This is a genomic window from Exiguobacterium sp. s189 (assembly GCF_018617615.1).
In the GTDB taxonomy this organism is placed as follows: domain Bacteria; phylum Bacillota; class Bacilli; order Exiguobacteriales; family Exiguobacteriaceae; genus Exiguobacterium; species Exiguobacterium aestuarii_A.
Genome location: NZ_JACSKM010000006.1, coordinates 62780 through 89228 on the forward strand (window position 1 = coordinate 62780; position 26449 = coordinate 89228).

22 protein-coding genes are annotated in these 26449 nt (G+C 48.2%); 14 read left to right on the top strand and 8 right to left on the bottom strand.

Going from position 1 to position 26449, the window contains the following annotated elements; all coding sequences use genetic code 11:
• Nucleotides 1-5: 5 nt before the first annotated feature.
• From KNO99_RS09100 to KNO99_RS09145, 10 genes are all read left to right on the top strand, one after another.
• Entirely contained in the window at nucleotides 6-488 is a 483-nt protein-coding gene (locus KNO99_RS09100) for a MarR family winged helix-turn-helix transcriptional regulator (RefSeq protein ID WP_214747648.1), read from the top strand.
• Nucleotides 481-2205 carry an ABC transporter ATP-binding protein gene (locus tag KNO99_RS09105; RefSeq protein WP_214747651.1) on the top strand — a complete coding sequence of 575 codons (1725 nt, stop codon included), beginning with the start codon at nucleotides 481-483 and terminating at the stop codon, nucleotides 2203-2205. Before KNO99_RS09100 ends, KNO99_RS09105 begins: the two co-directional genes overlap by 8 nt.
• Entirely contained in the window at nucleotides 2202-4073 is a 1872-nt protein-coding gene (locus KNO99_RS09110) for an ABC transporter ATP-binding protein (protein WP_305794029.1), read from the top strand. Before KNO99_RS09105 ends, KNO99_RS09110 begins: the two co-directional genes overlap by 4 nt.
• A gap of 135 nt (nucleotides 4074-4208) precedes the next feature.
• Entirely contained in the window at nucleotides 4209-4571 is a 363-nt protein-coding gene (locus KNO99_RS09115; protein ID WP_074032651.1) for a response regulator, read from the top strand.
• Nucleotides 4568-7126 (top strand): sensor histidine kinase, encoded by a 2559-nt coding sequence (locus tag KNO99_RS09120; protein WP_214747654.1) that lies wholly within the window; start codon nucleotides 4568-4570, stop codon nucleotides 7124-7126. The genes KNO99_RS09115 and KNO99_RS09120 overlap by 4 nt, the downstream gene beginning before the upstream one ends.
• Nucleotides 7127-7242: 116 nt before the next feature.
• The gene (locus KNO99_RS09125; RefSeq protein ID WP_214747656.1) at nucleotides 7243-7626 is read left to right on the top strand and encodes a YisL family protein; all 384 of its coding nucleotides are present in this window, start codon (nucleotides 7243-7245) and stop codon (nucleotides 7624-7626) included.
• Between the two features lie 100 nt (nucleotides 7627-7726).
• Nucleotides 7727-8758, top strand: a complete 1032-nt coding sequence (locus KNO99_RS09130) for a class I SAM-dependent methyltransferase (protein ID WP_214747659.1) — start codon at nucleotides 7727-7729, stop codon at nucleotides 8756-8758.
• A gap of 69 nt (nucleotides 8759-8827) precedes the next feature.
• Nucleotides 8828-10321 carry a phytoene desaturase family protein gene (locus KNO99_RS09135; RefSeq protein ID WP_214747662.1) on the top strand — a complete coding sequence of 498 codons (1494 nt, stop codon included), beginning with the start codon at nucleotides 8828-8830 and terminating at the stop codon, nucleotides 10319-10321.
• On the top strand, nucleotides 10318-11796 hold the full coding sequence (locus KNO99_RS09140) for a phytoene desaturase family protein (RefSeq protein ID WP_214747664.1): 1479 nt from the start codon (nucleotides 10318-10320) through the stop codon (nucleotides 11794-11796). Before KNO99_RS09135 ends, KNO99_RS09140 begins: the two co-directional genes overlap by 4 nt.
• Complete coding sequence (locus KNO99_RS09145) at nucleotides 11762-12604, top strand: phytoene/squalene synthase family protein (protein WP_371743084.1); 843 nt, start codon at nucleotides 11762-11764, stop codon at nucleotides 12602-12604. Before KNO99_RS09140 ends, KNO99_RS09145 begins: the two co-directional genes overlap by 35 nt.
• Before the next feature lie 443 nt (nucleotides 12605-13047).
• Here KNO99_RS09145 and KNO99_RS09150 read toward each other — a convergent pair whose 3' ends face one another.
• From KNO99_RS09150 to ybaK, 6 genes are all read right to left on the bottom strand, one after another.
• Nucleotides 13048-14514, bottom strand: coding sequence for a phytoene desaturase family protein (locus tag KNO99_RS09150; RefSeq protein WP_214747670.1), 1467 nt, complete (start codon nucleotides 14512-14514; stop codon nucleotides 13048-13050).
• Between the two features lie 30 nt (nucleotides 14515-14544).
• Complete coding sequence (locus tag KNO99_RS09155) at nucleotides 14545-15612, bottom strand: glycosyltransferase family 2 protein (protein ID WP_214747673.1); 1068 nt, start codon at nucleotides 15610-15612, stop codon at nucleotides 14545-14547.
• Nucleotides 15609-16307, bottom strand: coding sequence for a lysophospholipid acyltransferase family protein (locus KNO99_RS09160; RefSeq protein WP_214747676.1), 699 nt, complete (start codon nucleotides 16305-16307; stop codon nucleotides 15609-15611). The genes KNO99_RS09155 and KNO99_RS09160 overlap by 4 nt, the downstream gene beginning before the upstream one ends.
• The gene (locus KNO99_RS09165; RefSeq protein WP_214747679.1) at nucleotides 16273-17022 is read right to left on the bottom strand and encodes a carotenoid biosynthesis protein; all 750 of its coding nucleotides are present in this window, start codon (nucleotides 17020-17022) and stop codon (nucleotides 16273-16275) included. The genes KNO99_RS09160 and KNO99_RS09165 overlap by 35 nt, the downstream gene beginning before the upstream one ends.
• 89 nt (nucleotides 17023-17111) lie before the next feature.
• Complete coding sequence (pssA, locus tag KNO99_RS09170) at nucleotides 17112-17810, bottom strand: CDP-diacylglycerol--serine O-phosphatidyltransferase (RefSeq protein ID WP_214747683.1); 699 nt, start codon at nucleotides 17808-17810, stop codon at nucleotides 17112-17114.
• A 19-nt stretch (nucleotides 17811-17829) separates the two neighbouring features.
• Nucleotides 17830-18294, bottom strand: coding sequence for a Cys-tRNA(Pro) deacylase (ybaK, locus tag KNO99_RS09175; protein ID WP_214747686.1), 465 nt, complete (start codon nucleotides 18292-18294; stop codon nucleotides 17830-17832).
• 145 nt (nucleotides 18295-18439) lie between these two features.
• Between ybaK and KNO99_RS09180 the strand changes: the two genes are divergently transcribed.
• Complete coding sequence (locus KNO99_RS09180) at nucleotides 18440-19180, top strand: enoyl-CoA hydratase/isomerase family protein (protein WP_251131012.1); 741 nt, start codon at nucleotides 18440-18442, stop codon at nucleotides 19178-19180.
• 23 nt (nucleotides 19181-19203) lie between these two features.
• Here the strand turns inward: KNO99_RS09180 and KNO99_RS09185 are convergent, their stop codons facing one another.
• Both KNO99_RS09185 and KNO99_RS09190 read right to left on the bottom strand, forming a co-directional pair.
• Entirely contained in the window at nucleotides 19204-20562 is a 1359-nt protein-coding gene (locus tag KNO99_RS09185) for an MATE family efflux transporter (RefSeq protein ID WP_214747692.1), read from the bottom strand.
• 159 nt (nucleotides 20563-20721) lie between these two features.
• Nucleotides 20722-22506 (bottom strand): glycoside hydrolase family 13 protein, encoded by a 1785-nt coding sequence (locus tag KNO99_RS09190; protein WP_214747694.1) that lies wholly within the window; start codon nucleotides 22504-22506, stop codon nucleotides 20722-20724.
• Between the two features lie 370 nt (nucleotides 22507-22876).
• On the opposite strand from KNO99_RS09190, the gene KNO99_RS09195 reads away from it, so the two are divergent.
• The 3 genes from KNO99_RS09195 to KNO99_RS09205 all read left to right on the top strand — a co-directional run bounded on the left by KNO99_RS09195 (nucleotide 22877) and on the right by KNO99_RS09205 (nucleotide 26435).
• On the top strand, nucleotides 22877-24142 hold the full coding sequence (locus tag KNO99_RS09195) for an extracellular solute-binding protein (protein ID WP_214747697.1): 1266 nt from the start codon (nucleotides 22877-22879) through the stop codon (nucleotides 24140-24142).
• 105 nt (nucleotides 24143-24247) lie between these two features.
• The gene (locus KNO99_RS09200) at nucleotides 24248-25600 is read left to right on the top strand and encodes a sugar ABC transporter permease (protein WP_074032667.1); all 1353 of its coding nucleotides are present in this window, start codon (nucleotides 24248-24250) and stop codon (nucleotides 25598-25600) included.
• 1 nt (nucleotide 25601) lies between these two features.
• Nucleotides 25602-26435 (top strand): sugar ABC transporter permease, encoded by an 834-nt coding sequence (locus KNO99_RS09205; RefSeq protein ID WP_214747700.1) that lies wholly within the window; start codon nucleotides 25602-25604, stop codon nucleotides 26433-26435.
• Nucleotides 26436-26449 lie beyond the last annotated feature (14 nt).

Here is a 26449-nt window from a genome sequence, read left to right on the forward strand (position 1 = left end):
CAAATATGACCGAGATGAGCGCAACAAGAGCGCGGGAGATGATGCAATCGTTTTGGCGCGTCCAGCGTGTGTTGATTCGTCTCATGCATCAGACGGCACAACAAAACGACCTTACCTTGCCACAGCTTCATGGACTGATGATGTTGAATGAACAAGGGGCGATCACTCAAAAAGAATTGGTTCGGCGTACAAGGATGCCGAAGAGCACCTTGAGTCAATCATTGGATGGACTTGTGGAAAGAGGGCTCATTCGTCGAGACATCAATCCGGACAATCGACGCGAAGTGGTATTGACGATCGATCAATCCGGCAAGCGATTGATTGAGGAGATTGAACAGCAGGAGGAAGGAACCGAACAACAGTTGAATCAAATCCTCGCTCGTTTAGATGAAGAGACGTATCGCCATATGATTGAAGCGCATCAACAGATTGCAGATGGGTTGAACGAAGGATTCACCGATTGTGAAGGAGGATGTCGTCATGATTAAGTTGTTAAAACGTTTGATTACTTATAAATGGGCCGTCCTTATGGTCTTGTTATTTGTGTTCGCCCAGTCGTTAGCAGATTTATTCTTACCGACATTAATGGCGGATATCATCGATAACGGGGTTGTGACAGGAGACACGGGCTACATTTGGCAAATGGGCGGCATCATGCTCGGTGTGACCGGGCTCGGGGCGCTTGCAGCGGTCGTCGCAAGTTTTTATTCATCGAAAGCGGCGATGGGATTCGGACGTGATTTACGAAGACGCGTGTTTAACCATGTCGAGCGTTTCTCGCTTGAAGAGTTCGATCGTGTCGGAACCGCCTCACTCATCACTCGGACGACGAACGACATCACGCAAGTCCAACAAGTCATCATCATGATGCTTCGAATGGTCGTCAGTGCACCGATCATGTTTGTCGGTGGTTTGATTATGGCGACGTCGAAAGATGCCACGTTGTCACTCGTCATCGTTGCCGCCATGCCTGTCCTCGTCATCTCGATCTTCCTCATTTTCTGGAAAGCGATGCCGCTCTTCAAGAAAGTGCAGAAACGATTAGATCGTTTGAATCTCGTCCTTCGAGAAAACTTGACAGGTATTCGAGTCATCCGGGCCTTCAATCGCGAAAAAGAAGAGCAAGTTCGTTTGACAGAGGCGAATGAACGATTGACGGACGTCTCGATTAAAGTCAACCAAATCATGGCGTTCCTTATGCCGGCCATGATGCTCGTCATGAACTTGACTGTCGTCGGCGTCATCTGGTTCGGAGGCATCCGAATCGATAACGGGGCGATGCAAATCGGGGATTTGATGGCGTTCATTCAATATGTCATGCAAATCATGTTCGCGCTCGTCATGGCTTCTGTCATGTTCATCATGATTCCGCGAGCGTCCGTATCAGCGAATCGTATCAATGAAGTTCTCGAAATGACGCCTTCACTAGTGGATGATGGTACGAAGACGGCCGACATGGAGCAAGGAACACTCGTATTTGACGATGTCACGTTCTTTTACCCTGGTGCCGAAGAGCCGGCATTATCACATGTCAGTTTTTCAGCAAACCCAGGAGAAGTCACGGCGGTGATCGGTGGAACAGGGTCTGGTAAGTCGACACTCGTCAATCTGATTCCGCGATTTTATGATGTGACGTCTGGCGAAATTCGCGTGAACGGGGTCGATGTTCAAGCCGTACCGCAAGAGGAGCTCCGTTCGAAAATCGGATTCGTTCCGCAAAAGGCGTTACTGTTCACCGGTACGATCGCAGAGAACATTCGATACGGGAAAGCCGATGCGACGACCGAAGAAGTCGAACATGCCGCGTCAATCGCACAGGCGAGCGACTTTATCGAGAAGATGTCAGATCGATATGAATCTGTGATTGAGCAAGGTGGCTCGAACGTATCTGGTGGACAAAAGCAACGTCTCTCCATCGCACGGGCACTCGTTCGAAAACCAGATCTATATGTATTCGACGACAGCTTTTCGGCACTCGATTTTAAGACGGATGCCGCGTTACGAAAGGCGTTGAAAGAAGAGATAAAAGATGCGACCGTATTGATCGTCGCGCAACGGGTGAGTACGATCATGGATGCCGATCGCATCATCGTGTTAGAAGAAGGAAGCGTGGCCGGAATCGGTACACACGATGAATTGTTTGCGACGAATGCGGTTTATCAAGAAATCGTGAAGTCGCAATTGTCTGAGGAGGAAATCGCATGAGTGAGAAACAAACAACGACGCGACAAACTCATGGCGGGCACGGTGGTCCAGGGGGTCCTGGCGGTGGAAACATGATGATGATGGGTGAGAAACCGAAGGAGTTCAAAGTCACGTTCCGTCGTCTGCTCGCCTATTTGAAACCACGGCGAAACACACTGATTGCGGTCTTCGTCGCAGCGATTTTAAGTACGGTCTTTATGATTGCCGGTCCAAAGATCATGGGGATTGCCATTACGGAACTCTTTGAAGGTGCCTATGCGAAATTCACAGGTGTACCAGGCGCAGAGATCGATTTTACGAGAATCGGACAAATCTTGTCGTTACTTGCAGGACTGTACGTTATCAGCAGTCTATTCAACTACGTGCAACAGTATTTAATGTCAGGCGTTGCGCAAAAGACGGTCTATGATTTGCGGGAAGACGTCAATAAAAAATTGGAAAGATTGCCGCTCAAATATTACGATGGTCGTTCGAATGGAGAGACGTTGAGCCGAGTGACGAACGACATCGATTTGATTGGGAGCACGCTTCAACAAAGTGTGACGTCATTTATTACCTCGATCGTCACGATTGTCGGAATTTTGATTATGATGCTGTCTATCAGTCCGCTGTTGACGGTCATCTCTCTCGTGTCTTTACCACTCACGATTTTTGCGATTCGTCCGATTTTAAAACGGTCACAACAATATTTTTCCGATCAACAACGTCATCTCGGACGATTGAACGGTCACGTGGAAGAAATGTATACCGGGCACGCGGTCGTCAAAGCGTTCGGTCGTGAAGAGACAGCTGTCCGTGAGTTTGATGAGGTGAATGAAGAACTTTATGATGCCGGACGTAAGGCGCAATTTATCTCTGGGATCATCATGCCGATGACGATGTTCATCGGAAACATCAGTTACGTGTTGATCAGTGTCGTCGGTGGGATTTTAGTCACACAACGAAGCATCTCGATCGGGGATATTCAGGCGTTTATCACGTATACGCGACAGTTCACCCAGCCGATTACGCAAACAGCGAACATCGCGAACATCGTCCAGTCGACGGTCGCTGCGGCAGAACGTGTTTTCGAGTTGTTAGACGAAGAGGAAGAAGTAAAAGAAGTAACGACTTATCGATTGGAGCGAGCGGAAGGGAATGTCGCATTCCGTCACGTCGACTTTGGATATGGAGAGAGTTTACTCATTCAAGATATGAACCTTGATGTGAAGACGGGACAAACCGTAGCCATCGTCGGTCCGACCGGTGCCGGGAAAACGACATTGATTAATCTGCTTATGCGTTTCTACGAGTTGAACGGCGGGGAGATATTAATCGATGGGAAAGACTCGCGTAAAATGTCGAGACAAGATTTGCGTCTTACGTTCGGGATGGTCTTACAGGATACGTGGCTCTTTAATGGGACAATCCGTGACAACATTGCTTACGGGAAAACCGGTGCGACAGAAGATGAAATTGTCAACGCGGCGAAGACAGCACATGCGGACTCGTTCATCCGGACGTTGCCAGACGGATATGACACCGTCTTAAATGAAGAAGCGAACAACATCTCGCAAGGTCAAAAACAATTACTGACAATCGCGCGAGCAGTTCTCGCCAATCCGCCGATTATGATTTTGGACGAAGCGACATCGAGTGTGGATACACGTACCGAGATTTTGATTCAACAGGCGATGAAGCGGTTGATGAAAGGACGAACAAGTTTCGTCATCGCTCACCGTCTATCGACCATCAAGGATGCGGATCTCATCTTAGTGATGGACCAAGGTCGCGTCATTGAACAAGGGACGCATGAATCGCTGCTTGTAGAGGGTGGTTTCTACGAAGATTTATATAATAGTCAGTTCGCTGAAAAAGAAGTTGTATAATGAAGAATATAGGTTTTGCGGTCAGATGATTCGGTAAAAGACGTACGAAGATGAGTTTCGTACGTCTTTTTATTTTGTGTAACAATTACAAATCCGTTAAAATAAAAAAATGGGATAAAAAATGGAGGAACGATTATGGTTAAAATCTTACTTGCGGAAGACGAAGAAGTATTACGCATGCTCGTTATGGATACATTAGAAGATGAAGGATACGATATCGATGAGGCACAAGATGGCGTAGAGGCCTATCGATTGATTGAAGAGAATGAATATGATTTGGTGATTGTGGACCATATGATGCCTGGCATGACAGGGCTTGAGGTCATTGAAAAAGTACGGAAGTTACCAGGGCGACAAGATACGAAAGTGATGATGTTGACAGCGAAAAGCCAACAATCTGATCGTGATTGCGCGAATGAGATTGGTGTCGACTACTTCATTTCAAAACCGTTCAGCCCACTTGAACTTGTCAAAATCATAGGAGGCATCGTGAAGTGAAAAGGTGGTTTAAACAAAAACTTGGGCGCGACATCATGGTCGTCCTCTATTCATTCCTCGTCCTCGCGTTGGTCGGATCGGTACTGACATATGTCTATATCGAGAATCGACTCGAAGCGAATGAGGCGAAGTTGCGTCAAGTGGACGAACGCGTCAATCGTTTGACGAACATGTGGGATGAGTGGCAAGCTGACCAATATGACACGCGTGGGTATCTCTTGTTTGGAGACATCGCGTCTCTCGAACGAGCGAGTGCGAATGAAGCGAAATTCCAACAAGAAATCAATTGGTTTAAAACGCAAGTTACTACTCGCCAAGGTGAATTGTTCGCCGAAGATTTGCAACAGTTCCATGACTTTTACTACGACGTCATCATTCCGGTGACGTATGAGTATGCGCAGGCACAGCTAGATGGTGAGGTTACGGAAACGTTTATCGATGCCGAAACGATTGCCGAGTTACCGACGGCACAGCGTTTAATTGATCAAGGTCTTGTCCAATTTAACCCAGAGCGTGGCATCGATATTTTAGGGCCGATTGATGAAGTGGAGTCGTCTCTTGAAAACTACCGTCAGTTGATGGCTGCTGAAAAAGAGAACGTCTATGCGGAATGGCGCCAAAACAATAACATTCTTCAATTCTTGTGGATTATGAGCATCGCCTCATTTGCCGCATTGATCTTGTTATTCGTCCAACCGTTCCTTCGTCGTCAAACACGCTTAATTTCAAAACTCTCGATTGCATCGAACCGTTTGTTGAAAGGTGAAATCGTCGACTTGAGCGATCAAATGAAGCGTGAAGACGAAATCGGGACGATGTCTCGCTCGTTCCACAAGATGGCCGAGACACTTCGCGACAATGAACGTCATTTGATTGAAAAGAACCATGAACTTCAAGCGCAACAAGAAGAATTGATTGCCCAACAAGAAGAGCTTCAGGCACAGCAGCAAGAGCTTGAAGAGATTCTCGAACAGACACAACAAAACGAACAACATCTCGCGTACCGAAACGAATTGACGGAGACGTTAGCGTCACGTGATTCGCTTACGGCTTATCCAGAGATTATCGAGAAACTCGTTACGATTACGGATTCGGAAGTCGGTGCCCTCGTTTTCGTCGATGAATCGGGTACGTACCGCGTGACGAGCCATGGTTTGAATGACACGTTGTCACGTCAATTGCTCGATAGTGAGAATTCTGTATTGACGCGAGCGATGACGTTGAAGACGACGGTGCATTCATCGAAACAAGTCGCAAGTGACCACCCTCTTCCGTACCCGTACTATATGTTCGAGACGGCGGTGCCGGTCCATGACCCGACGGATGACTCAATCATCGCGTTCATCTATCTGGTCCGTTATAAAGATCGTTTCACACAGACGCAGATGGGTGACATCATGTCGTTCGCTCGTCAGCTTTCACTCTCGCTCTTACGGATGCGTCTATTCGAAGAGATGAAACGGGAGAAAGGAAAGACGGAACGCATTCTTGACTCGATTCGGGAAGCGGTCGTCTATATCGAACATGCGACCGATGATGTGTTTGTGAACCGACCACTCTACGAGATGTTCCCAGAATTAAGTGATGTCAGTATGACAGACCTTGAAGAAGAGTCATGGGAAGAGTGGCGAAACCAGCTTGTTGAGACGGTTGATCAGGCCGAAGACTTTACGAAATATACGAATCGTTTGTTCACTGATGATTTCCCGCATGAAAGTGTCAGCTTCTCGATCCGTAAAGGTGAGATGAACTTGCAGATGTATGCGGAGCGGATTATCGTCGGCGGTCTATCGAAGGGGACGCTTCTCGTCTTCCGGGATATTACGAGTGAGACAGAGGCTGAAAGATTGAAGAGTGAATTCATCTCTACGATTTCTCATGAATTGCGAACACCGCTCTCATCCATCTATGGATTTACAGAATTGATGGTGAAGAAACAGTTACCAAATGAGAAACAAGCAAAATATTTAGAGACAATTCATGCGGAAACGGAACGTCTGACGCACCTCGTCAACGACTTCCTCGATGTGCAGCGGATGGAATCCGGCAGTCAGATGTACGATCGGGAACAACTTGATATCGAACCGGTCGTCCGTGATATGTTGACGTTCTATGAAGCGTCTTCTTTGAAGCACGAATTCGAATTGATCGCAGATGATGCACGTCCGTACGAGTTGTTCGTTGACTGCCAGAAGTTCAAGCAGTTGATGAGTAATCTATTGTCGAATGCCGTGAAGTATTCTCCACGTGGTGGAAAGATTATGGTGGAACTTGCCCATCATGAACAAATCGTATCCATCAAAGTGAAGGATGAAGGAATTGGAATTCCGAGTGACGCGCTCGACCGATTGTTCGATAAGTTCTATCGCGTCGATAACTCCGATAGCCGCGAAATCGGCGGAACGGGTCTTGGGTTACCGATCTGTCAAGAAATCGTTCGTGGCCATAACGGTCAAATTCATGTGGAATCGATTCAACATGAAGGGTCGACCTTCATCGTTGAAATTCCTAGCTATGAATACGCTGTCCAAGAGGCAGAGACGACACCAGTATAATGAAATGAGTCATCCTCGAAGGATGGCTCATTTTTTAGGTAAGCGTTCGCTTGACCAATCAGGAGAGGGTTCGTGTACAATGAAGACTGTACAACAACATAAAGGGGGGCATTAGAATGCCACTGATTGCATTCTTGCACACGCACGTTACGAGCTGGATTTTGTTACTTATTTTGTTTGCCGTGGCCTATATCGGTTATAAGAACGGCAACAAGAGTGGAAAGATCGCACATATGGCGTTTCGACTCATGTTACTCATCGCATTCGGAACAGGACTTTATCTCTACCTTCAATTAAACGGAGGCGGCACGTTCTATCACGTGAAAATCACAGTCGGTTTATTGGCACTGATCTTCGGTGAGATGACGCTCGTCAAAGTGAAAAAGAAAAAACCATCAAACGCCTTGTTCGGCGGATTTATCGTATTGGCACTCGTGACAATCTTTATCGGTTACGCATTACCATATGGTCAATCATTCTTCAACAGCTTCATTCAATAAGATTTTCCCACTTCGCATATCGAAGTGGGAATTTTTTGTTTGTACACAAATTATTAGGGGAAAATAAAAAAATCAGTAATCATGATGATGAGGTGAAACGATGGAACAACAGATGACGGAATGGACACGCGTATTGCATGCACGGAAATGGATGAAACAAACAGAATCATTTTTACCACTATGGCACGGCTATATCGGATATAAGTTTGGCTTTTTCGATGCGCTTCAAGGGGGCGCAAGCGTGGCGGAAATGAACTTGCGACTCAAACGCCCGGTGACGCAACTTGCACTAGAGCGTTGGTTAGAAGTCGGGGTCGCAGTGCGTCATTTGAAGAAGAGAGGCTGGCGCTATTACCCGACGCGTGGCTTAAAGTATCAATTATCTGGTAACGACGAACGAAGCATCGGATTCATGCTTCAAGAGATGATGGAACTTCACATTCCTGCATTGATTGCTTATCCGGAATTTTTAGAGTCCGGAAAACAAAAGACATTCGATGGGGCAGAGCACGGTCAAGTCGTCGCGAAAACGTCGACCCTTGTGGAAACGGTCGCGTTCCCGATTGTACAGCAATTATTACGCCAGGCAAATGTCCAATCGATGCTTGATATCGGTTGCGGTCACGGTGGTTACTTACGTAAATTACAAGCGCTCGAACCAAGTTGGGAACTGACAGGTATTGATTTAGAGGAAGAGGTGATTGAAGAGGCGCGGTCTCGTGATGAACGGGGCGATATTCATTTCGAAGTCGCCGACTTCATGAACTGGGAAACGGACGAGCAGTTCGATGCTGTCATGATGAACAATATGCTCTATTACTTTTCACCAGAAGAGCGGATCAAACTGCTTGAGAGACTTCGGGATCGTTTAGAAAAGAACGGGGTAGCAGTCCTTGTGACGCCGCTTGCAGAGACGGCACTTGGCGGACGATTCGCTTCCGCATTCAACGCATTCATGACTCTCCATGACAACTTGTATCCGCTCCCGACCATTCCACGATTACGCCGACAGATGCAAGAAGTCGGATTTGAACAAATTCGATTCATCCCATTCATCCCAGAAGGATCTTGGTACATCGTCATCGCCGAGCGAGGAAGAAAGAACCTGCTCAATCAACCGATTGAAAATTGAACTTGTCTCCGGTCATTTCTATAATGATAGAGAAGCATAAGAGACTATTCACATAGGGAGTTGTTGAGTGTGTCGAAACAAAGAGTTGCCGTAATAGGGGCAGGACCTGGTGGATTGGCTGCTGCGATGCTACTGGCGCATCGTGGGGTAGACGTCACCGTATTTGAGAAACAACCGTTTGTCGGAGGGAGGACGTCACGCCTGCAAGTAGGCGAGTTCACGTTTGACCGAGGACCTACATTTTTAAACATGCCATATATTTTAGAAGAAATCTTTGAAGAAACGGGACGCGATTTACATGATTACGTCGAGATGAAACGGCTCGAACCGATGTATGATTTGTATTTCGATCGCGGCACGCGTCAGCTCTCGATGACGACAGATCGCGACCAGATGCATCAAGCCATCGAAGCACAATTCCCGGGAAATGGAGAAGGATATGAGCGATTCATGAGCGAACAGGCGATTAAGCTGTCCAAGTTGATGCCTGTCTTACAGACCGCTCATGATAAATTGACCGATTATGTATCATTACGTGTGCTCAAAGCACTGCCGTTTCTGTCGATTGGGAAGTCGCTTTATGATGTCTTATCCGAGTACTTCACGAGCGAAGAACTGAAGTATGCGTTTACGTTCCAAGCTAAATATTTAGGCATGTCCGCTTGGGAATGCCCGGGCGGTTTCTCCATTTTATCGTATATGGAACACGCATATGGGGTTCATCACCCGATTGGGGGAGTGAATCAACTTTGCCATGCGATGGCGAAAGTCGTGGAAGAAGAAGGTGGCTCCATTCGTCTAGGAGAACCGGTGGAACGCCTCCTCATGGAGGACAAGAAAGTGACAGGTCTCGTGGCCGGAAGTGTCCATTATGCGTTCGATGAAGTCGTAATCGGTGCTGATTTTGCACATGCGATGACGTCGCTCGTTCCTGACGGTAAACTATCGAAGTGGAGTCCGGCTCAACTGAAGAAGAAGCGCTATTCGTGCTCGACGTTCATGCTCTATCTCGGACTCGATCACATATTCGAAGACGTGGCGCACCATTCGATTCACTTTGCAGACGATTATGAGTTGAACGTCAAAGAGATGACGCAAGAGTTGAAACTAAGCGAAGATTTCTCGTTCTACGTTCAAAACGCCTCACGCATCGACCCGACGCTCGCGCCTGCAGGAAAGTCATCGCTTTACGTGCTCGTACCGGTACCGAATAACTTATCCGGTCTCCCATGGGACGAGCTGCAGACGACGATGACAGAACGTGTACTCGACGCCCTTGAGACACGGTCTCCGTACCGAGGCATCCGACAACATATCGAGGTGATGGAGACGTTGACACCAGAGGACTGGGAGACGTTCGGCGTGTATGAGGGAGCAACATTTAACCTTGGCCATAATCTATCGCAAATGATGTATTTCCGTCCGCACAACCAATTTGAAGAGCTCGACAACGTCTGGCTCGTCGGCGGTGGAACGCATCCGGGAAGTGGGCTTCCGACGATTTTTGAATCGGCGCGAATCACGACGAACCTGTTACGTGAACGGGCAGGTGTCGGCCGATGAACATCAGCTTTGTCGGGGCAGGGGTCGGCACTCTTTATGCCGCCCTCTTATTGACGAAACGTAATCCGTCGCTAAATATCACGATTTATGAGAAAGAAGCACGCGTCGGAGGACGCTTGAACTATGTTGAGTTTGAGAATGGGGCGAAAGTCGACGAGGGGCCTACGATCGTCTTGTTACCGAGTAAACTGAAGCAACAGTTGGTTGAAGCAGGGCTACCGGAAAGTGAAGTCGAGTTACTCGAAGTTGATCCGCTCTATCGCTTGCGTTATCAAGACGGGACATCGTTCTACAAATATCGCGATGTCGAACGGCAGGCTGAAGAAATCGAGCGAACGTTCGGTGAAGGGGATGCATTTCGTCATTATATGTCGCAGAAGAAAGAAGAGTATCGGATTGGATTCGATACGTTTTTGGACCGTAGTTACGCATCAAAAACGGAATTGTTCGAACCTAAACTGTTGCTCCTTCTTATGCGTCTGAAAGCATATGAAACGGCCCATGCGAACATGAAACGTTTCTTTGAGGACGAACGCCTACGAGTCGCCTACAGTTTACAGACACTCTATATCGGTGGAAATCCTTATGCGACGCCTTCTTTATATGGACTGATCCCGTATCGTGAACAGGAAGAGGGAGTCTGGTACGTAAAAGGAGGATATTTCTCGCTTGCGGCGAAAATGGAACAAGAGCTGAAGCGTCGAGGTGTCCGTTTTGTGATGAATGCGACCGTCAATCGCGTCCACGTCACGAACGGAGTGGCAGACGGTGTCACGGTCAATGACGAGTATGTGCCTTATGACGCAGTCGTCGTGAACGGGGACTTCCCACTCATGGAGCGACTCATTGATGGCGTCACACCAAAGACATATGAACCGTCCAGCGGTACGTTACTTCTGTACTTTACCGTTGATGGAGCACTCGATTTACCAGTCCATCAATTTGATTTGCCAAACGATTTTGAAGGATCGATGCGCACAATCTTTGAGGATGGTAAACTAAGTGAGTATCCGGCGATGTACACGTTCAATCCATCACGGATCGATGCGACACTAGCGCCGGATGGGACGAGCGTGTTATATGTCCTCGTTCCGGTACCTCGTAAATTGGAACGGGAAGACTTTGAGACGCAAGGAACGATTGATCATCTATTCGGACGAATCGAGGCACTCGTACCAGATTTTCGTGAACGCGTGACCGAGATGAAAGTCCGGACACCGATGGACGCCGAGCGTTTCGGTCTATTTGAAGGAGGAAGCTTTGGGATTGCACCGAAGTTGTCTCAATCAGCTGCCTTCAAGCCACAGGCAAGACCGTTCCCGAAAATCGAACGATTGTATGCGGTTGGTGCATCTGTCCATCCATGTGGTGGCGTGCCAATCGTCATGATTGGGTCACAGTTACTCGTGAAAAAAATGGAAGAAGAAATGGGGGCAATACATCGTGACGACACAAGAAGCGTATCGTCAATGTGAGGAAATCATGAAGAAAGGCTCGCTGACTTTTTATCGGGCCTTCTCTTTGCTCTCAAAACCAGATCGTCAAGCGGTCATGGCTGTGTATACGTTTTGTCGGACCCTTGATGATGCAGTTGATGAATCGGACCGTCCAGAAGAAAGTCTGGCGTCGTTTTTGCATGCGTTCGATCGTTTTTTGGCCGGGTATGATCAAGACGATGCACTATGGGTTGCCCTTCGAGATGTCTGGCAGCGCTATGAGATGGACGTCGATCCCTTCTTCGAGCTAGCAGAGGGGATGAAGTGGGATTTACATAAGTCGCGGTATGAGACGCTCGAAGAGACCGAGCAATATAGCTACTATGCGGCGAGCACGGTCGGTCTGATGCTACTCCCGATTCTTGTCCCGAATCAAGACGCTGCGACGAAACGCCAGCTTCGGCAAGGTGCCATTGACCTTGGAATTGCGATGCAACTGACAAATATTTTGCGAGATGTCGGGGAAGATTTGAACCGAGACCGCATTTATTTACCACGGACGATGATGCGACAGTTCGCTGTAACTGAAGAGATGTTACAGCAACGAGAAGTGACACCTGCCTTTATCGAACTATGGGAGGCGTTGGCGAAACGTGCGGAGTTCTTGTATGAACGCGCACGTGGAACCCATCACCTCTATCCACTGTCCAGTCGAAAGCCAGTTCAAGCGGCAGCGCTCCTATACGAAGGGATTTTAGATGCGGCTCGAGCAAACGGATATGACGTCTTCACAAAGCGTGCATACGTATCGACGCTCCAAAAAGGAAAGTTACTAGCAAAACTTTAAGATGTCAGGTTTACTGTAGGCGCTTTTGGGCGTCTACAGTTTTTTTTGCGCAAAAAAAACCACTTTTGGCGGGGGACCAAAAGTGGCGTAAGCGTTATGTGATCCATTCATCGGGGAAATGAATGAATCGATTTGTGATGAAGCCCTAAAGATGTGCCGGGATTCATGGGGAATGAATCAGTTGGGACATCTTCGTTGAAACAGGATGCTTGATGGACTAAGGGGGAACATCATACGCAAGCTGTCTCAACTACGGGATACGAGTGGGGAAACTCGCTCATCACTTTTTCTCGGGTGTGACAAGTTCAAAACGCGATAAGGCTCGGGGAAGCCATTCGATCGCTACAGGTGTAACAAACGTTACAGAACTGCTTGAACTCGAATATGATATTATCACGTCTTTCAATTGTCGACAAGTGTCGAAACTCGCGTTCACAAAATGTTCATATTGTCAGAGGTATGTCCTCTAACATCGATCGTGCCGCGAATTGTCCTGAAAGCGTGACCATCGGGCTCCCTCCTCCAGGATGGGTCGAACCACCTGCAAACCAGATGTTCGACACGTCCGTCGAGCGGGCTGCCGGTCTAAAGAATGCACCTTTTTTCGAGTTGGCCGACGTGCCATAAAGAGCACCGTAATAGGCATAAAAGTCACGGCTCAAGTCTTGTGGTGTCACACGTCGGTGGAAGAGAACCTCTTCTTCTTCCCAATCGACACCGAACGCGCGCAACCGACGACGTATCAAATGCTCATACGTATCGGCATCAATGTCCGTCAAATGCGCGGGAGCATTGACGAGGATGAACAAGTTGTCACCTGCCTCACCCATCGATGGGTCAGTTGCGGATGAATTGGAGATATAGATGGTCGGCTCGTCTGCATAGCGTTCTTCTTGGAAGAGTGCCTTAAATTCTCGCTCGTAGTCGTCAGAGAAATAGACGTTATGATGAGCAAGGTTCAAGCGTTTCGATAACCCGATCATTAACACGAATGCAGAGATGGACGGCTCGACGGTATCGCGAGTCGGGACCGGGAAAGAAGGACGGTCTTTCGCATCGACAAGTCGAGGATATTGCGTGAGCAGCTCGCCATTGAGCAGAACAGCATCGCAAGAGATGACTTCTTTGTCATCAACGACGACTTCATGGGCTTTCCCGTTCAAGACTTCAATTTTCGTCACTTCGTGTCCGAGTCGGAACGTCACTCCGAGTTCACTCGCTCGCTTCGCAAACCCTTTGGCGATGTTCCAGTTGCCTCCCTTGGCAAAATAGACCCCTTCATTCAATTCTAAATGAGAGATGAGCGCGAACGTGCCGGGTGTCACGTACGGGCTACTGCCGATATACGTCGCATATCGGTCGAGTGCCTGGATGATGCGCTTATCTTTGAAGTATTTCTGATGAAGGGCATGTAGACTTTGCAGCGGATGTACTTTTACCATGTCCGCCCAAAGACCCGGATCTAATTTTGTCTCCATACGGGTGAAGAAGCGTTCATTCGCGATTCGGAATAACTTCTCTGCTTCATCTAAATAAGCTTGTAATTGATTTTTCTTCATTTGGTCATTCGTCAATCGTCGCACTTCTGACTCGAGCTGTGCCCGATCGGCGCTAAATGTGAACGAGGAGCCGTCCGAATAATGATTGACGGTGTGTTGATCGAGTTTAATCAATTCAAAATAGTCATCTGGATTGGCACCGCTGTTTCGGATAACGGAACGAAACACATCTGGCATCGTGATGGTGTTCGGACCGAAGTCGAAACGGTGCCCGTCAGTGATGACGGGCATAAGTTTTCCGCCGACATGTTCATTCTTCTCAATGACCGTGACGTCATAGCCGTGTGTGGCGAGCGTGACGGCAGCGCTCAGGCCACCTAACCCGGCTCCAATGACAACAATTTGCTTCATACATTTGTCCCCCTTAAGTAAGACGCTCGATTAGGAATAATGGCGACCTTTCCACGTGATCGGTAGACGTCTCCATTTACGGATGACGGCGTTCCCGAGTAAGGTCAGATAAGCGATCAAGCTGAGTGGATGCAACCATGTACCGGATCCATGAGATTTTATGTCGACAGCAAGTCGGGCGAGGAGTACGAAGAGTGCCGCACTGATTGTTTGCCAACTTGGTGAAAATAGCCATGCGAACATGGCGGTCAATTGGATTCCATAATACATCAAGAAGTACAAGGCGAGTCCTACTGATTCATTCATTCCCTTGAATACGTTTTTTGAAAACCCACTCCATACTTCTTCATTCGTCTCATACATATCACAAGAGATGAACGGGGCGACTTGAACGAGTGACGTCACTTTTTGATGACGTTTGAACGTACGACATAAATCAATGTCATCAATCAACGATGAACGGATTGCAGCGTGCCCACCAATCTCTTCGTAACTATTTCGTTCGACAAGTACATTCATTCCGTTCGCTGCCGCGAATGCTGGGTGTTTCACTTTTCGCCAGAACAAAGGCAGGTGTTGGGCGATGAGCACATGTTGCATCGGAATCAACAATTTCCCGAGAAATGTCGATGTCGGAAATTGAGGGAATCCAGATAAAAAGACAGCCTTTTCACGTGCGAGTGTCGCATGCATGCGGGCGATGAAGCTCGAATCGATGGTGACGTCCGCATCTAAAAAGAGGAGATACGGTTCAGTCGTGCGTGTTGCTAGCTGATGACAGGCATGGACTTTCCCGGCCCAGTCATCAGGTAAAGGGACTCCCTGAATGACGGTGAATCGAGCATCGTCTCCGATTGCGCGATGTAATCGTTCATATGTATCGTCTTCGGAGCGGTCTTCATAAATGTAGACATGAGTATTCTCCGGGATCGCCATTTGTAAATTAGTAATCAATCGGTCGACATGTCGTGACTCGTTCCGCATCGGGATGCAGACGGCTGTCGCCGATGTTTTCCCAGGTTTTGCGAGTGGTCGTAAAAACGCTAGATTCACGAGTGTGAAGATGAGCATGCAGAGGGTCACGAACCAAAGAATCATGAGTCCCTCCTCCCGAGTCGGACGAACGTTTCTGTCCATTCGGCTAGATTGCGTCGCGGACGGAACAAAGGAGCATAGGCGGTTGAACGTGTGATGACGTCATCTCTGACATCGTCATACAACTGCTCGAGTGCTTGCGCAATCTCTTGTTTTTGGGCTCTCCGAGTCGACGAGGTCACGCTGTACTTTCGGAATCGGACGTAGACAACGGGCTCGGCATGGCTTTCAAATGCATAATACATGGCACATAAATGAAGGGGACGCTCATTCAGTAACAGGGTCGCCCCCGATTCGATTTCAATCGGACGCATTTCTTGAGGAACTTCTCGACCTTGTGGATACATCCATACCGATTTGCCAGAAGCGAGCAACTCATTCGCATAGGCGAGGGAGGCACGCACGTCGGATAGACTTCCTTTTTTCACAGAGAAGGCCCCAAGGTGACGAAAGAACGGGAAACGGCGCAATCCGTCCTCGTCCATCAACACATGGATGTCATGTCTCAAAAAATGTTCATTCACCATATACATGACGAGTCCATCCCACCAAGCACTGTGCGTACTTAAGATTAAACCAGGCGTAGGGATATCATCGGTTCGAATAAAAATATTATGAAACGTCGGACGAATCTGACGTTCCCTTACGAATGTTGAGAATACATTATTGAACCATTTCTTTTTGTGTGACTCGATCATCGCGACCTCTCCTTTCTAAAAGAATCACCCCAGACGTCAGAATGCTCAGGAAGCCGATTCCATAAAGACCTGCGTTCACGGCCGTGACGCCAAAGAGGGCATGAAGCATGACGAACAAGTAAACGCCGTGCTGAATGAACAAGGAATCGACAGCTCGTTCGTGACGCTGTAACAACCATGAGAAAATAAGGGATAACCCGAACCAACCGATAAAGTTTTGCGTCGGGATATCATAATACAAGCCGTCATTTGCCCATTCCCAGTAGCCTTTCACGTTTGCCGCTACAGGATCGATTGCCATATCGAGCCATACGGCGAGAAACGGGACGAGCCATAAAATGTTGTTGCGGAACGTGAAGAGTCGAGCCACGGCAAAACTAGAACCGATGACAGCGAGCCATGCTGCCCCAATCGTGACAGGGACTCCAAATACCGTCGGACCGAATGCCTCGGCATAGACATATTCGCTGAACGGGAACCCCGTTTTTACGCCGAGTGTCTCCACGGCGATTGAACCGAAGAAAATAAACGGAACAATCCAAACACCTTGTCGAATCCCTTGATAAAGAATTGTTCCACCGATCGCACCGGCGAGCCATAAAAAGACGGGGTTCGCCCACTCTAGCCAAGGCGGAAGCAGGTCGAATCCAACTAAGATCAATCCAATGAAATACCAAACAAGAAACCATTTCCAAATAAACGGATACACTTTCATTCCATCACCTCTTCTTTCATTCTAAAGCTCATCTCAGTCTTCGTCTAACAAATGCATGTACGAAAAAAGAGCCTCGTTGAACGAGACTCTTAATTGGCCATCCGCTTCCGTCTTTTCACGAACGAGAAAGCGATGAATAAGACATAGAACGGGACGGCGATGAACCAGAACGTCGGCCATTCTTTCCAACGTGCGAACATCATATACGTCACATAGACGAGGCTGATCGTAATGATGAACGAGTGACGTGGCAGTGGCACGTCTTTAAAACTCGGGATGCGGACACGGCTGACCATCAACAGGGCGAGCCCTGTGAAGAAAATTGGTGTCAACAGTTCGCTGACGCGGTCCCCGAACGTTGTGATGACGGCGAGGAGTCCACCGGCGGCCGTAATCGGGACGCCGGAGAAGTAACTCGCCGCAACGTTTGTCGCGGACAAGTTGAAGCGGGCGAGGCGGTATGCACCGAATAGCGGAAAGAGTGCCGCAAAGAACAATCCATAATTGCCGTAATCAATGAAAAACGTATAATAGGCGAGCATCGCCGGTGCGACACCGAACGTGACGATGTCAGCGAGTGAGTCTAGCTCTTTCCCGAAGTCACCAGCGACTCCGAGCATACGGGCAAGGCGCCCATCTAAACTATCGAGCATCATCGCGATGATGATTAACAGTGTGGCGTTTGAGAAGTCACCACGTGCGGCGTAGACGATGGCGACGACACCACAAAATAAGTTTCCGAACGTAAAGGAGTTTGGGATCCACGAACGGATGCGTTCTTTCCACATAATTTTTCCTCCAGTAAGGTCATTGGCTGAACCAGCGACCGTTTGTGAATTGCAATAAGTCTTCTGGCTTCAACTCGATTTGATAGCCACGTTTCCCAGCAGAGATTGTGATGGTCTCTTTCTCTTTAGCTGCCTCGTGTAGATATACGGGAAAAGGTTTCTTCGCCCCGATAGGAGAAACGCCACCCCGGATGTACCCGGTCAGTGACTCGAGCTCTTTCATTGGGACAGGCGATGCTTTCTTCGCTCCCCAAGCTTTTGCGGCTGCTTTTAAATCAATGTCACGCTCTCCGGAGATGAGAAAGAAGGCGTATTGTTTTTTCTCGTTCACGAGACAAATCGTTTTGTACAGTTCATCGAGCGGTTTATTCAACGTTTCCGCCACGTGTTTGGCAGAGACGTCGGTTTCATCGACTTCATACGTATGATAAGCGAACGGAATCTTCTTTTGTTTCAGTTGCCGAGCGGCATTTGTCAGTTGCATCTGACTCATCCTTTCGTGACCGACTCCTTTTAGAATAGCAAATCAACCAACTTCACGGCAATTGAACTTCAAAAAACTTTTCAGTAAAGGAAGGAGTTTGGCGGAATGGCGAAGAAATGAACAGTGATTCATTTTATAAGGGGGAATGAAAGTGGAGACGATTCAATTGACGACGCACAATGGGGTAGGGTGGTTGAAACTCAACCGACCTGAAAAGCTGAATGCCTTGAACGAGACGTTGCTACGTGAAATGAAAACGGCAATCGATGAATTTGATCAGGACGACGCGGTTCGCGTCATCGTCCTTGTCGGTGAAGGACGGGCATTCTCATCTGGACAAGATTTAACAATCGAGAGCGATGCAGATTACGGGGAATATTTAGAAGAGGTGTATCATCCACTCGTCCGTGCGCTTTTCTCATGCCGTAAGCCGATCATCGCGGGTATTCATGGCGTTGTGGCAGGAGCGGGACTCAGTTTGGCACTCGCGGCAGACGTTCGAATCGTCGCCAAGTCGACGAAGTTCAGCTCGGCGTTCATCAAAATCGGGTTGGTCGCAGATGCGGGCGGACCGTATCACTTACGTCGACTTATGCGAGACGACCTTGCGTTAGATTGGCTCTGGAGTGGCAGTACGATTGACTCGGAGGTCGCGCGCACATTCGGACTCGTCACAGAGCTCGTGGAAGATGCGATGTATACGGAGCGATTGACGTCATACGCTGAGATGCTCGCTGCGAAATCACCGGTTGCTGTACAAGGGATGAAGGCGCTCATGCGAGCCACTTCATTTGAAGAGGGATTGAATGAAGAAATCGATTGGCAACGGAAGTGTGGGGACACGGACGTACACCGCCAGGCGATGCAGGCATTTTTGATGAAATGAAAAAAGCGGCCGCGGCCGCTTTTTTAAGTGGTTGTTTTTGCTTCGAACTGGAATCCTTTTTGTTGCCATGTCCCGTATTTCCAACGACGGAACGCGAAGAATCCACGGAACCATTCATCGAGGGAGAAGGCGAGCCAAATCCCGAGGATGCCGAGTCCCATTTGAAGACCGAACAAGTAGCTGAACGCCACGGCGACACCCCACATCGAGGCAATCCCAATCATGACCGGGAAGCGGACGTCCCCAACGGACTTCAACGATCCCATCAAGACGATGTTCATGGCGCGACCTGGCTCTAAAATGAGCGTTGCCCATAAGATTGGCACTCCGACCGCGATGATGTCAGGGTTTGACGTGAAGAGCCCGAGTAGCGACTCACTGAATACTGCCAATCCGAGAGAGGCGACGAACGAGGCGAACATGGCGATCTTCAATGTCTTGACGGCGCGATGATACGCCTCTTTGAAACGTTTGCCCCCGATATCTCGCGCAATCAAGAGCTGTGTCCCTTGCGCGACGGCGACGGTGAACAAGAAGGCGAGCATCGACAAGTTCATGACGTATACTCGTGCGGCGAGGGAAGCTTCTCCCATCGTCGCGATGAAACCGGTGATGATGATCTGTGATGCTTGATAAGACAAGTTCTCTCCGGCAGAAGGGACACCGATTTGAAGGAGCGACTGGATGTCGTCCTTCTTCGGACGAATCACTTCTTTTAACGGGAAGCGGATCATGAGCTTCCGTTTGACGAGCCAGAACAATAGAACCATGGCTGCGAATCGTGCGATCACGATAGCCCAAGCGACACCGGCAACGCCAGTGACCGGAAGTCCGAACCAGCCGGTAACGGCGAAAATGGCACCGGCAGCGGTGATGATATCAATCAGAAGCGTCGCGAGCATGGCATGTTTCGTCATACCGTGACTTCGTAGAATCGAGCTGAGCGCCATGATGAGTGCTTCGGTGAATAGCGACAAGCCGACGATTTGCAGGAACAACAGCCCGTGTGCAAACAGTTCATCCGATAGACCGAATAGGCGCAAAAACGTTTCACCGAACAAGAAGATGACGACGACCATGGTTGCACCGAGCCACATATTCAAACTGACGGCGGAGCGGGCGAAGTCACGACTCTTCTTCATGCGCCCAGCCCCGATGGCCTGACCGATCAAAATGGTCGCCCCGACAGACGTCACACTGAAGACAATCAAGAACACGTTTAAGATTTGGTTGGCAACCCCGACGGCCGAAGCGGCGGCGTCTGAGTAATGTGCGAGCATCAATGTGGCGATGATCCCGGTTCCCATGTGGAGGGCAAGTTCGATGAAAATCGGCCACGACAGTTTGAACAGGGTGAGCTGTTCCGTTTGTTTCGTCTGCATGTAGTGTATTCTCCCTTTTCTCTATAATTCTTTCTGTTAACTATTTGTTTTGTAAAAATGTCAAAGGTCATCTTACTCCTTATGAAATGAAAAAGAAAGGGATTTGCTAAATTATTTTCAACAAAAAAATCACCCGAAGAAATCAGGTGATTTTCGAAATTATTTCAATTTCAGAATAGCTGCACTAAATGGTGCCAGTTCGATGTCGAGTGATTCGAGATCGCGGTCGTGTAACAAGTCGTAGGCGGCGCCACGATAACCGAGCGGACTTAGTTTCGAAGTGGAGTCCGAGTTATTGAAGTAGACCAAGTACGTCTCATCTTTCGTGCATCGCTCGATGATGACGGCATTGTTGGCGTCGTCGACCAAGTTGAAGCGATACGAGCCGGCGTTTGCGAGTACGGGATGGTCTTTCCGTAGCTGGATGAGTTTTTGAATGTAACGGAAGAGGTTACGGTCTTCTTCGGCTTCGTCCCACGGCATACAGCGGCGGCAACCCGGGTCTTGTTCTCCCTCGAGTCCGATTTCATCCCCATAGTAAATACATGGGCTACCTGTATATGTGAGCATGGATGTCATCAAGAGCTTGAATTTGCCTTTATGACCTTTCGCCCGCGTCAACGCGCGTGGCGTATCATGTGAGTCGATCAAGTTAAACGTGACTTCGTTAACGTTCATTGTGTTCATCATCTCGACGCGCGTCAATTCGTTGCGGAACTCAGAAGCCGTCGTTCGATCGAGTGCGAAATAGTTCAAGCTCGCGTTCGTGAATGGATAGTTCATGACGGCATCGAACTGGTCGCCTTGTAGCCAAGGTTGCGCGTCGTGCCAAATTTCCCCGAGGATGTAGGCTTCCGGGTTCGCTTTCTTGACGGCTTTTCGGAAGTCACGCCAGAACGCATGGTCGACTTCGTTGGCAACGTCTAGGCGCCATCCGTCGATACCGAACTCTTCCACCCAGTAACGGGCGACATCTAATAAGTAAGCTTTTAGTTCTGGATGCTCCGTATTGATCTTCGGCATATTCTTCTCGAACGCGAACGTATCGTAGTTCGGCTTCGGCTCCGTCACGATTGGGAACTCGCGGAGGTAGAACCAATCGCGATACTCAGAAGACGGACCGTTCTCGACGACATCTTGGAACCATGGGTGGTGATAGCCGATATGGTTGAAGACGGCATCGAGCATGACCTTGATGCCATTCTCGTGCAAGAGGTCGACCATTTCTTTAAATTTCTCTTTTGTCCCGAACTGTGGATCGATTTCCATATAGTCGAGCGTATCGTACTTGTGGTTCGTCGTCGCTTTAAAAATCGGGCAGAAATAGATTCCGGTAATCCCGAGTTCGACCAAGTGGTCGATATGGTCGATCACTCCTTGGAAATCCCCACCGAAGAAGTTTGTGATTGTCGGCTCTGTCGAGTTCCATGGCAGTGTCTCTTCTGGATTAAGTGAAGCATCTCCATTAGCGAAGCGATCCGGGAAGATTTGATACCAAACCGTGTCCTTCACCCATGATGGTGCGTGGAAGATATCAATCGGATTGATGAACGGGACACAGAAGTAATAACCCGTATCATCAAGTGGCTTTTCTTCGAACCATCCTTTTTCGGTATAGACGGCTGTCTCTTGTCCATCATTCAAACGGAATCCGTAGCGCAGGCGACGGAACGGCGGCTTGATGGCGATGAACCAGTAGTCATAGGCGTCGTCAAAACCGATTTTCTCCATTGGAGTCTCGTATGTACGCCAGTAGCTCGGCTTGTCCGGGTCAAAGTTCCACATGGCTGGGTCTTCAGAATGCCAATCATAAGGGTCGTTCCAAATCAAATCGACTGATTCAATATCTCCACGTTTCGTGTGAAAACGGATGTGGATCGTCTCACGGTCATATTTGTAAACGAACGGGGACATGGCACGATGATAAATCGCTTCTTTCATCATAAGGAAAACATTCCTTTCTTTATAGGGGATGACATCATTTTACAACACTGTGAATCAAAGAGAATAGGTGTTGCGAAAACGTTTGCTCAAGCAAAGGGTAATAAAGCGTTTACATTTTGTCAATTGCTGAAACTCATAAAAAGTGAAGATTTGAGAACAAAATTTTATAAATTACATAAATGGGTCAACAGACGTAAAAAAAGTGTAAAAAAAGACTTGTAAAACGCTTTCACAACTGTATAATAAAAATTGAGGTGAGGATGCAAACGTTTTCACTACCGTGTCAATTTCGTAGCGGAGTTTTAAAATTGACGTGGTCGTGCGATTGCGCAAATCTGACCATACTATTTCCTTGGGGAGGTTTTTCATCATGAAGATGAAAAAAATGGTAGCAGGACTTTCAACAGCAGTATTCGCATTCGGTGCACTTGCTGCATGTGGTGGCGGAACAGACAACGGATCTTCTAACGAAGGTGGTTCTTCAAGCGAGAACAAACCTGAAAAGATCGTCATCTGGGAAGACATCGAAAAGTCTGAAACAACGAAAGAAGTTGCGAAGGCGTTCGAAGAAGAGCATGGCGTAAAAGTTGAAGTCGTCGAAGTACAGATGACAGACCAAAAAGACAAGCTTGCGCTTGACGGTCCAGCTGGAAAAGGTCCAGACATCGTTCTCGTACCGCACGACCAAATCGGTACAATCGCTGACCAAGGTCACTTGGCTCCAATCGCTGACGAAGGATCACTTGACGCATTCACAGACGCTGCGAAATCAGCTGTCATGTTCGATGGTCAAGCTTACGGATATCCAAAATCAGTTGAGACACCAGTTCTCATGTACAACAAAGATTTGATGGCTGAAGCTCCAGCATCAATGGACGACCTCTACAAGTTGTCAAACGATGTGAAAGCTGATGGGGAGTATGGATTCCTCGCACTTTGGGATAACTTCTACTTCGCACACGGTGTTGTCGCTGGATTCGGCGGATACGTGTTCAAAGAAGACGGTGGCGCACTCGACCCAGCTGACATCGGTTTGAACAACGCAGAAGCAGTTGAAGGATTCGAATACATCGGTAAATGGTACGAAGAAGGCCTCTTCCCTAAAGGATTGATCGGTGAGTCTGGCGGCCAAGCGATGGACCAACTCTTCACTGAGAAGAAAGCACATTCAGTCATGAACGGACCATGGGCTGTAGCTGGTTACACAGATGCAGGCGTGAACCTCGGAGCAGCTCCAATGCCAACACTTCCGAACGGTGAGCCAATCAAGACGTTCATGGGTGTGAAAACATATGCCCTTTCAGCTTACACAGAAAACCAAGAGTGGGCTGAAATGTTCCTTCAAGAGTTAACGAATGAAGAAAACGCATTGGCAATGTTTGAAGCATACAACGAGATCCCACCAGTAGCAGCACTCGAGTCGAACGAGACAATCACGTCGAACGAAGTTGCGAAAGCGGTATTCGATCAAGCGACAAACGCAGTTCCAATGCCGAACATTCCTGAAATGGGACAAGTTTGGGAGCCAATGGCACAAGCACTTCAGCTTGTAGCGACTGGTAAACAAGATGCACAAAAATCTGCAGACGATGCAGTGAAAGTCATCGAGCAACAAATCCAAGCAAACAACCAATAAGGAATTGAAATGACGGGGTGCGCCACATGGCGTTCCCCCTCATTTTCTAACATTGAGCAAACGTTTGCTTGATTGATTTGCTCAAATCGAAAGGAGAAACTGAGGATGGCTGCAATTGCGAACCCTAAAACACCGGACCAACGCCCGGACAAGCCTACAAACCATGCTCGGAACGCGGGATTACTTTCCATCATTCCGGGACTCGGACAGTTATATAACAAACAATACGCGAAGGCGGTAGCGTTCTTTATCGTCGTCGTATCTTATTTTGCCGTAAACTATGATCTATTTTTCAAAGGGGCGGGCGCCGGACCAGGTGACCGTGGAGGACTTTGGGGATTGATCACGCTTGGTGAAGTGCCAGGACCTCGTAACGACCACTCCATCTTCTTGATGGTCGAGGGGATTGTCGCGTTAATTTTACTTTTCTTCGGAATCGCGTTCTATGTTTGGAACATTCGTGACGCCTATCGTGTCGGTCGCGCTCGTGATCAGCATCTAAACCTTCCATCGTTCCAAATGCAACTTCGCAACTTGCGTGACCATGGATTCCCATACTTAATGTTAATCCCATCACTCATTTTGTTAGTGTTTACAGTTATTCTTCCATTGATCTTTACGTTCTTGATCGCCTTCACGAACTATCGCTATAACAACGCACCACCAGCGAAACTCGTCGAATGGGTCGGATTCGAGAACTTCACGCGTATTTTTGAAATCGATATCTTCCGTGACACGTTCGTCGGGGTACTCGGCTGGACGCTTGTCTGGACGGTCGCTTCAACGACAGGTGTTATCGCAATCGGGATCTTCCTTGCGGTACTCTTGAACCAAGAAGGTCTTCGTTTCCGTCGCTTGTTCCGCTCAATCTTGATTCTTTCTTGGGCAGTTCCAGCATTCATCACGATCTTGATCTTCCGTTCGATGTTCAACGAATCGTTCGGGGTATTCAATACGACAATCTTGCCGGCACTCGGTCTTGACCCAGTCAACTGGATGACCGATCCGACGGCGACACGAACAGCACTCGTTCTCATTCAATGGTGGCTCGGCTTCCCGTTCATCATGACGCTCATGACAGGGGTCCTTCAGTCGATTCCTGGTGACTTATATGAAGCGGCGACGATTGATGGAGCAACCATCTTTGATAAGTTCCGCTTGATCACATTACCGATGCTCTTGTTCGCAACTGCACCGATCTTGATCACGCAGTTCACGTTCAACTTCAACAACTTCAACATCATCTATCTCTTTAATGGCGGTGGCCCTGCTGTACCTGGACAAACGGCCGGCGGTACCGACATCTTGATTTCTTGGATTTACAAATTGTCTCTCGGTGCCAACCCGCAATACGGACTTGCGGCTGCGATCACACTCATCTTGTCATTCTTCATCATGACACTTGCCGTGATCCAGTTCCGTCGGACAAAATCTTTCAAAGACGAGGATATGATCTGATATGAAAAAACAAAAACGAATCAATTTGGCGATCTCGTATGTCATCTTGACGCTTGCGTCGATCATCATTCTCTATCCGATGCTTTGGGTTGTCGGTACATCGTTCAACCCGGGGCGTACGATTACGTCAACGATTATTCCATCTAACCCGACGTTTATTCACTATAAAAACTTGTTTGACTTAACGATTTCGGATTATAGTTTATGGTATGTGAACACGTTGAAAATCGCTTTCATCACGATGGCGCTCTCGGTCGTCTTGGTGACGATTACTGGTTACGTCTTCTCACGCTATCGTTTCGTCGGACGGAAGAACTCGCTCGTCTTGTTCCTCGTCCTTCAAATGGTGCCACAGTTCGTTGCGATCATCGCGATTTATGTATTGCTCAACATGCTAGGTCTGCTTGACACACATACAGCGCTCATCTTGCTCTACGCAGGCGGTGCGATTCCGATGAACACGTACTTGGCGAAAGGGTACTTCGACACGATTCCAAAAGAACTTGACGAAGCTGCCCGCATGGATGGTGCAGGTCACCTCCGAATCTTCTGGCAAATCATCTTGCCACTTGCGAAGCCGATTGTCGCAACGATTGCTCTCTTTAACTTCATGGGACCATTCAACGACTTTATCTTGGCATCGCTCGTCCTTCGTTCACCAGAGAAACAAACATTGGCAGTTGGTCTTTACAACATGATTTCGAAACAGTTCGATAACAACTTCACGTTATTCGCGGCGGGTGCGGTTCTTTCAGCCCTTCCGATCGTCATCTTGTTCTTCATGTTCCAACGCTACTTCGTTTCTGGCCTTACAGCGGGTGGTACGAAAGGATAATACTCGTAAAAGGA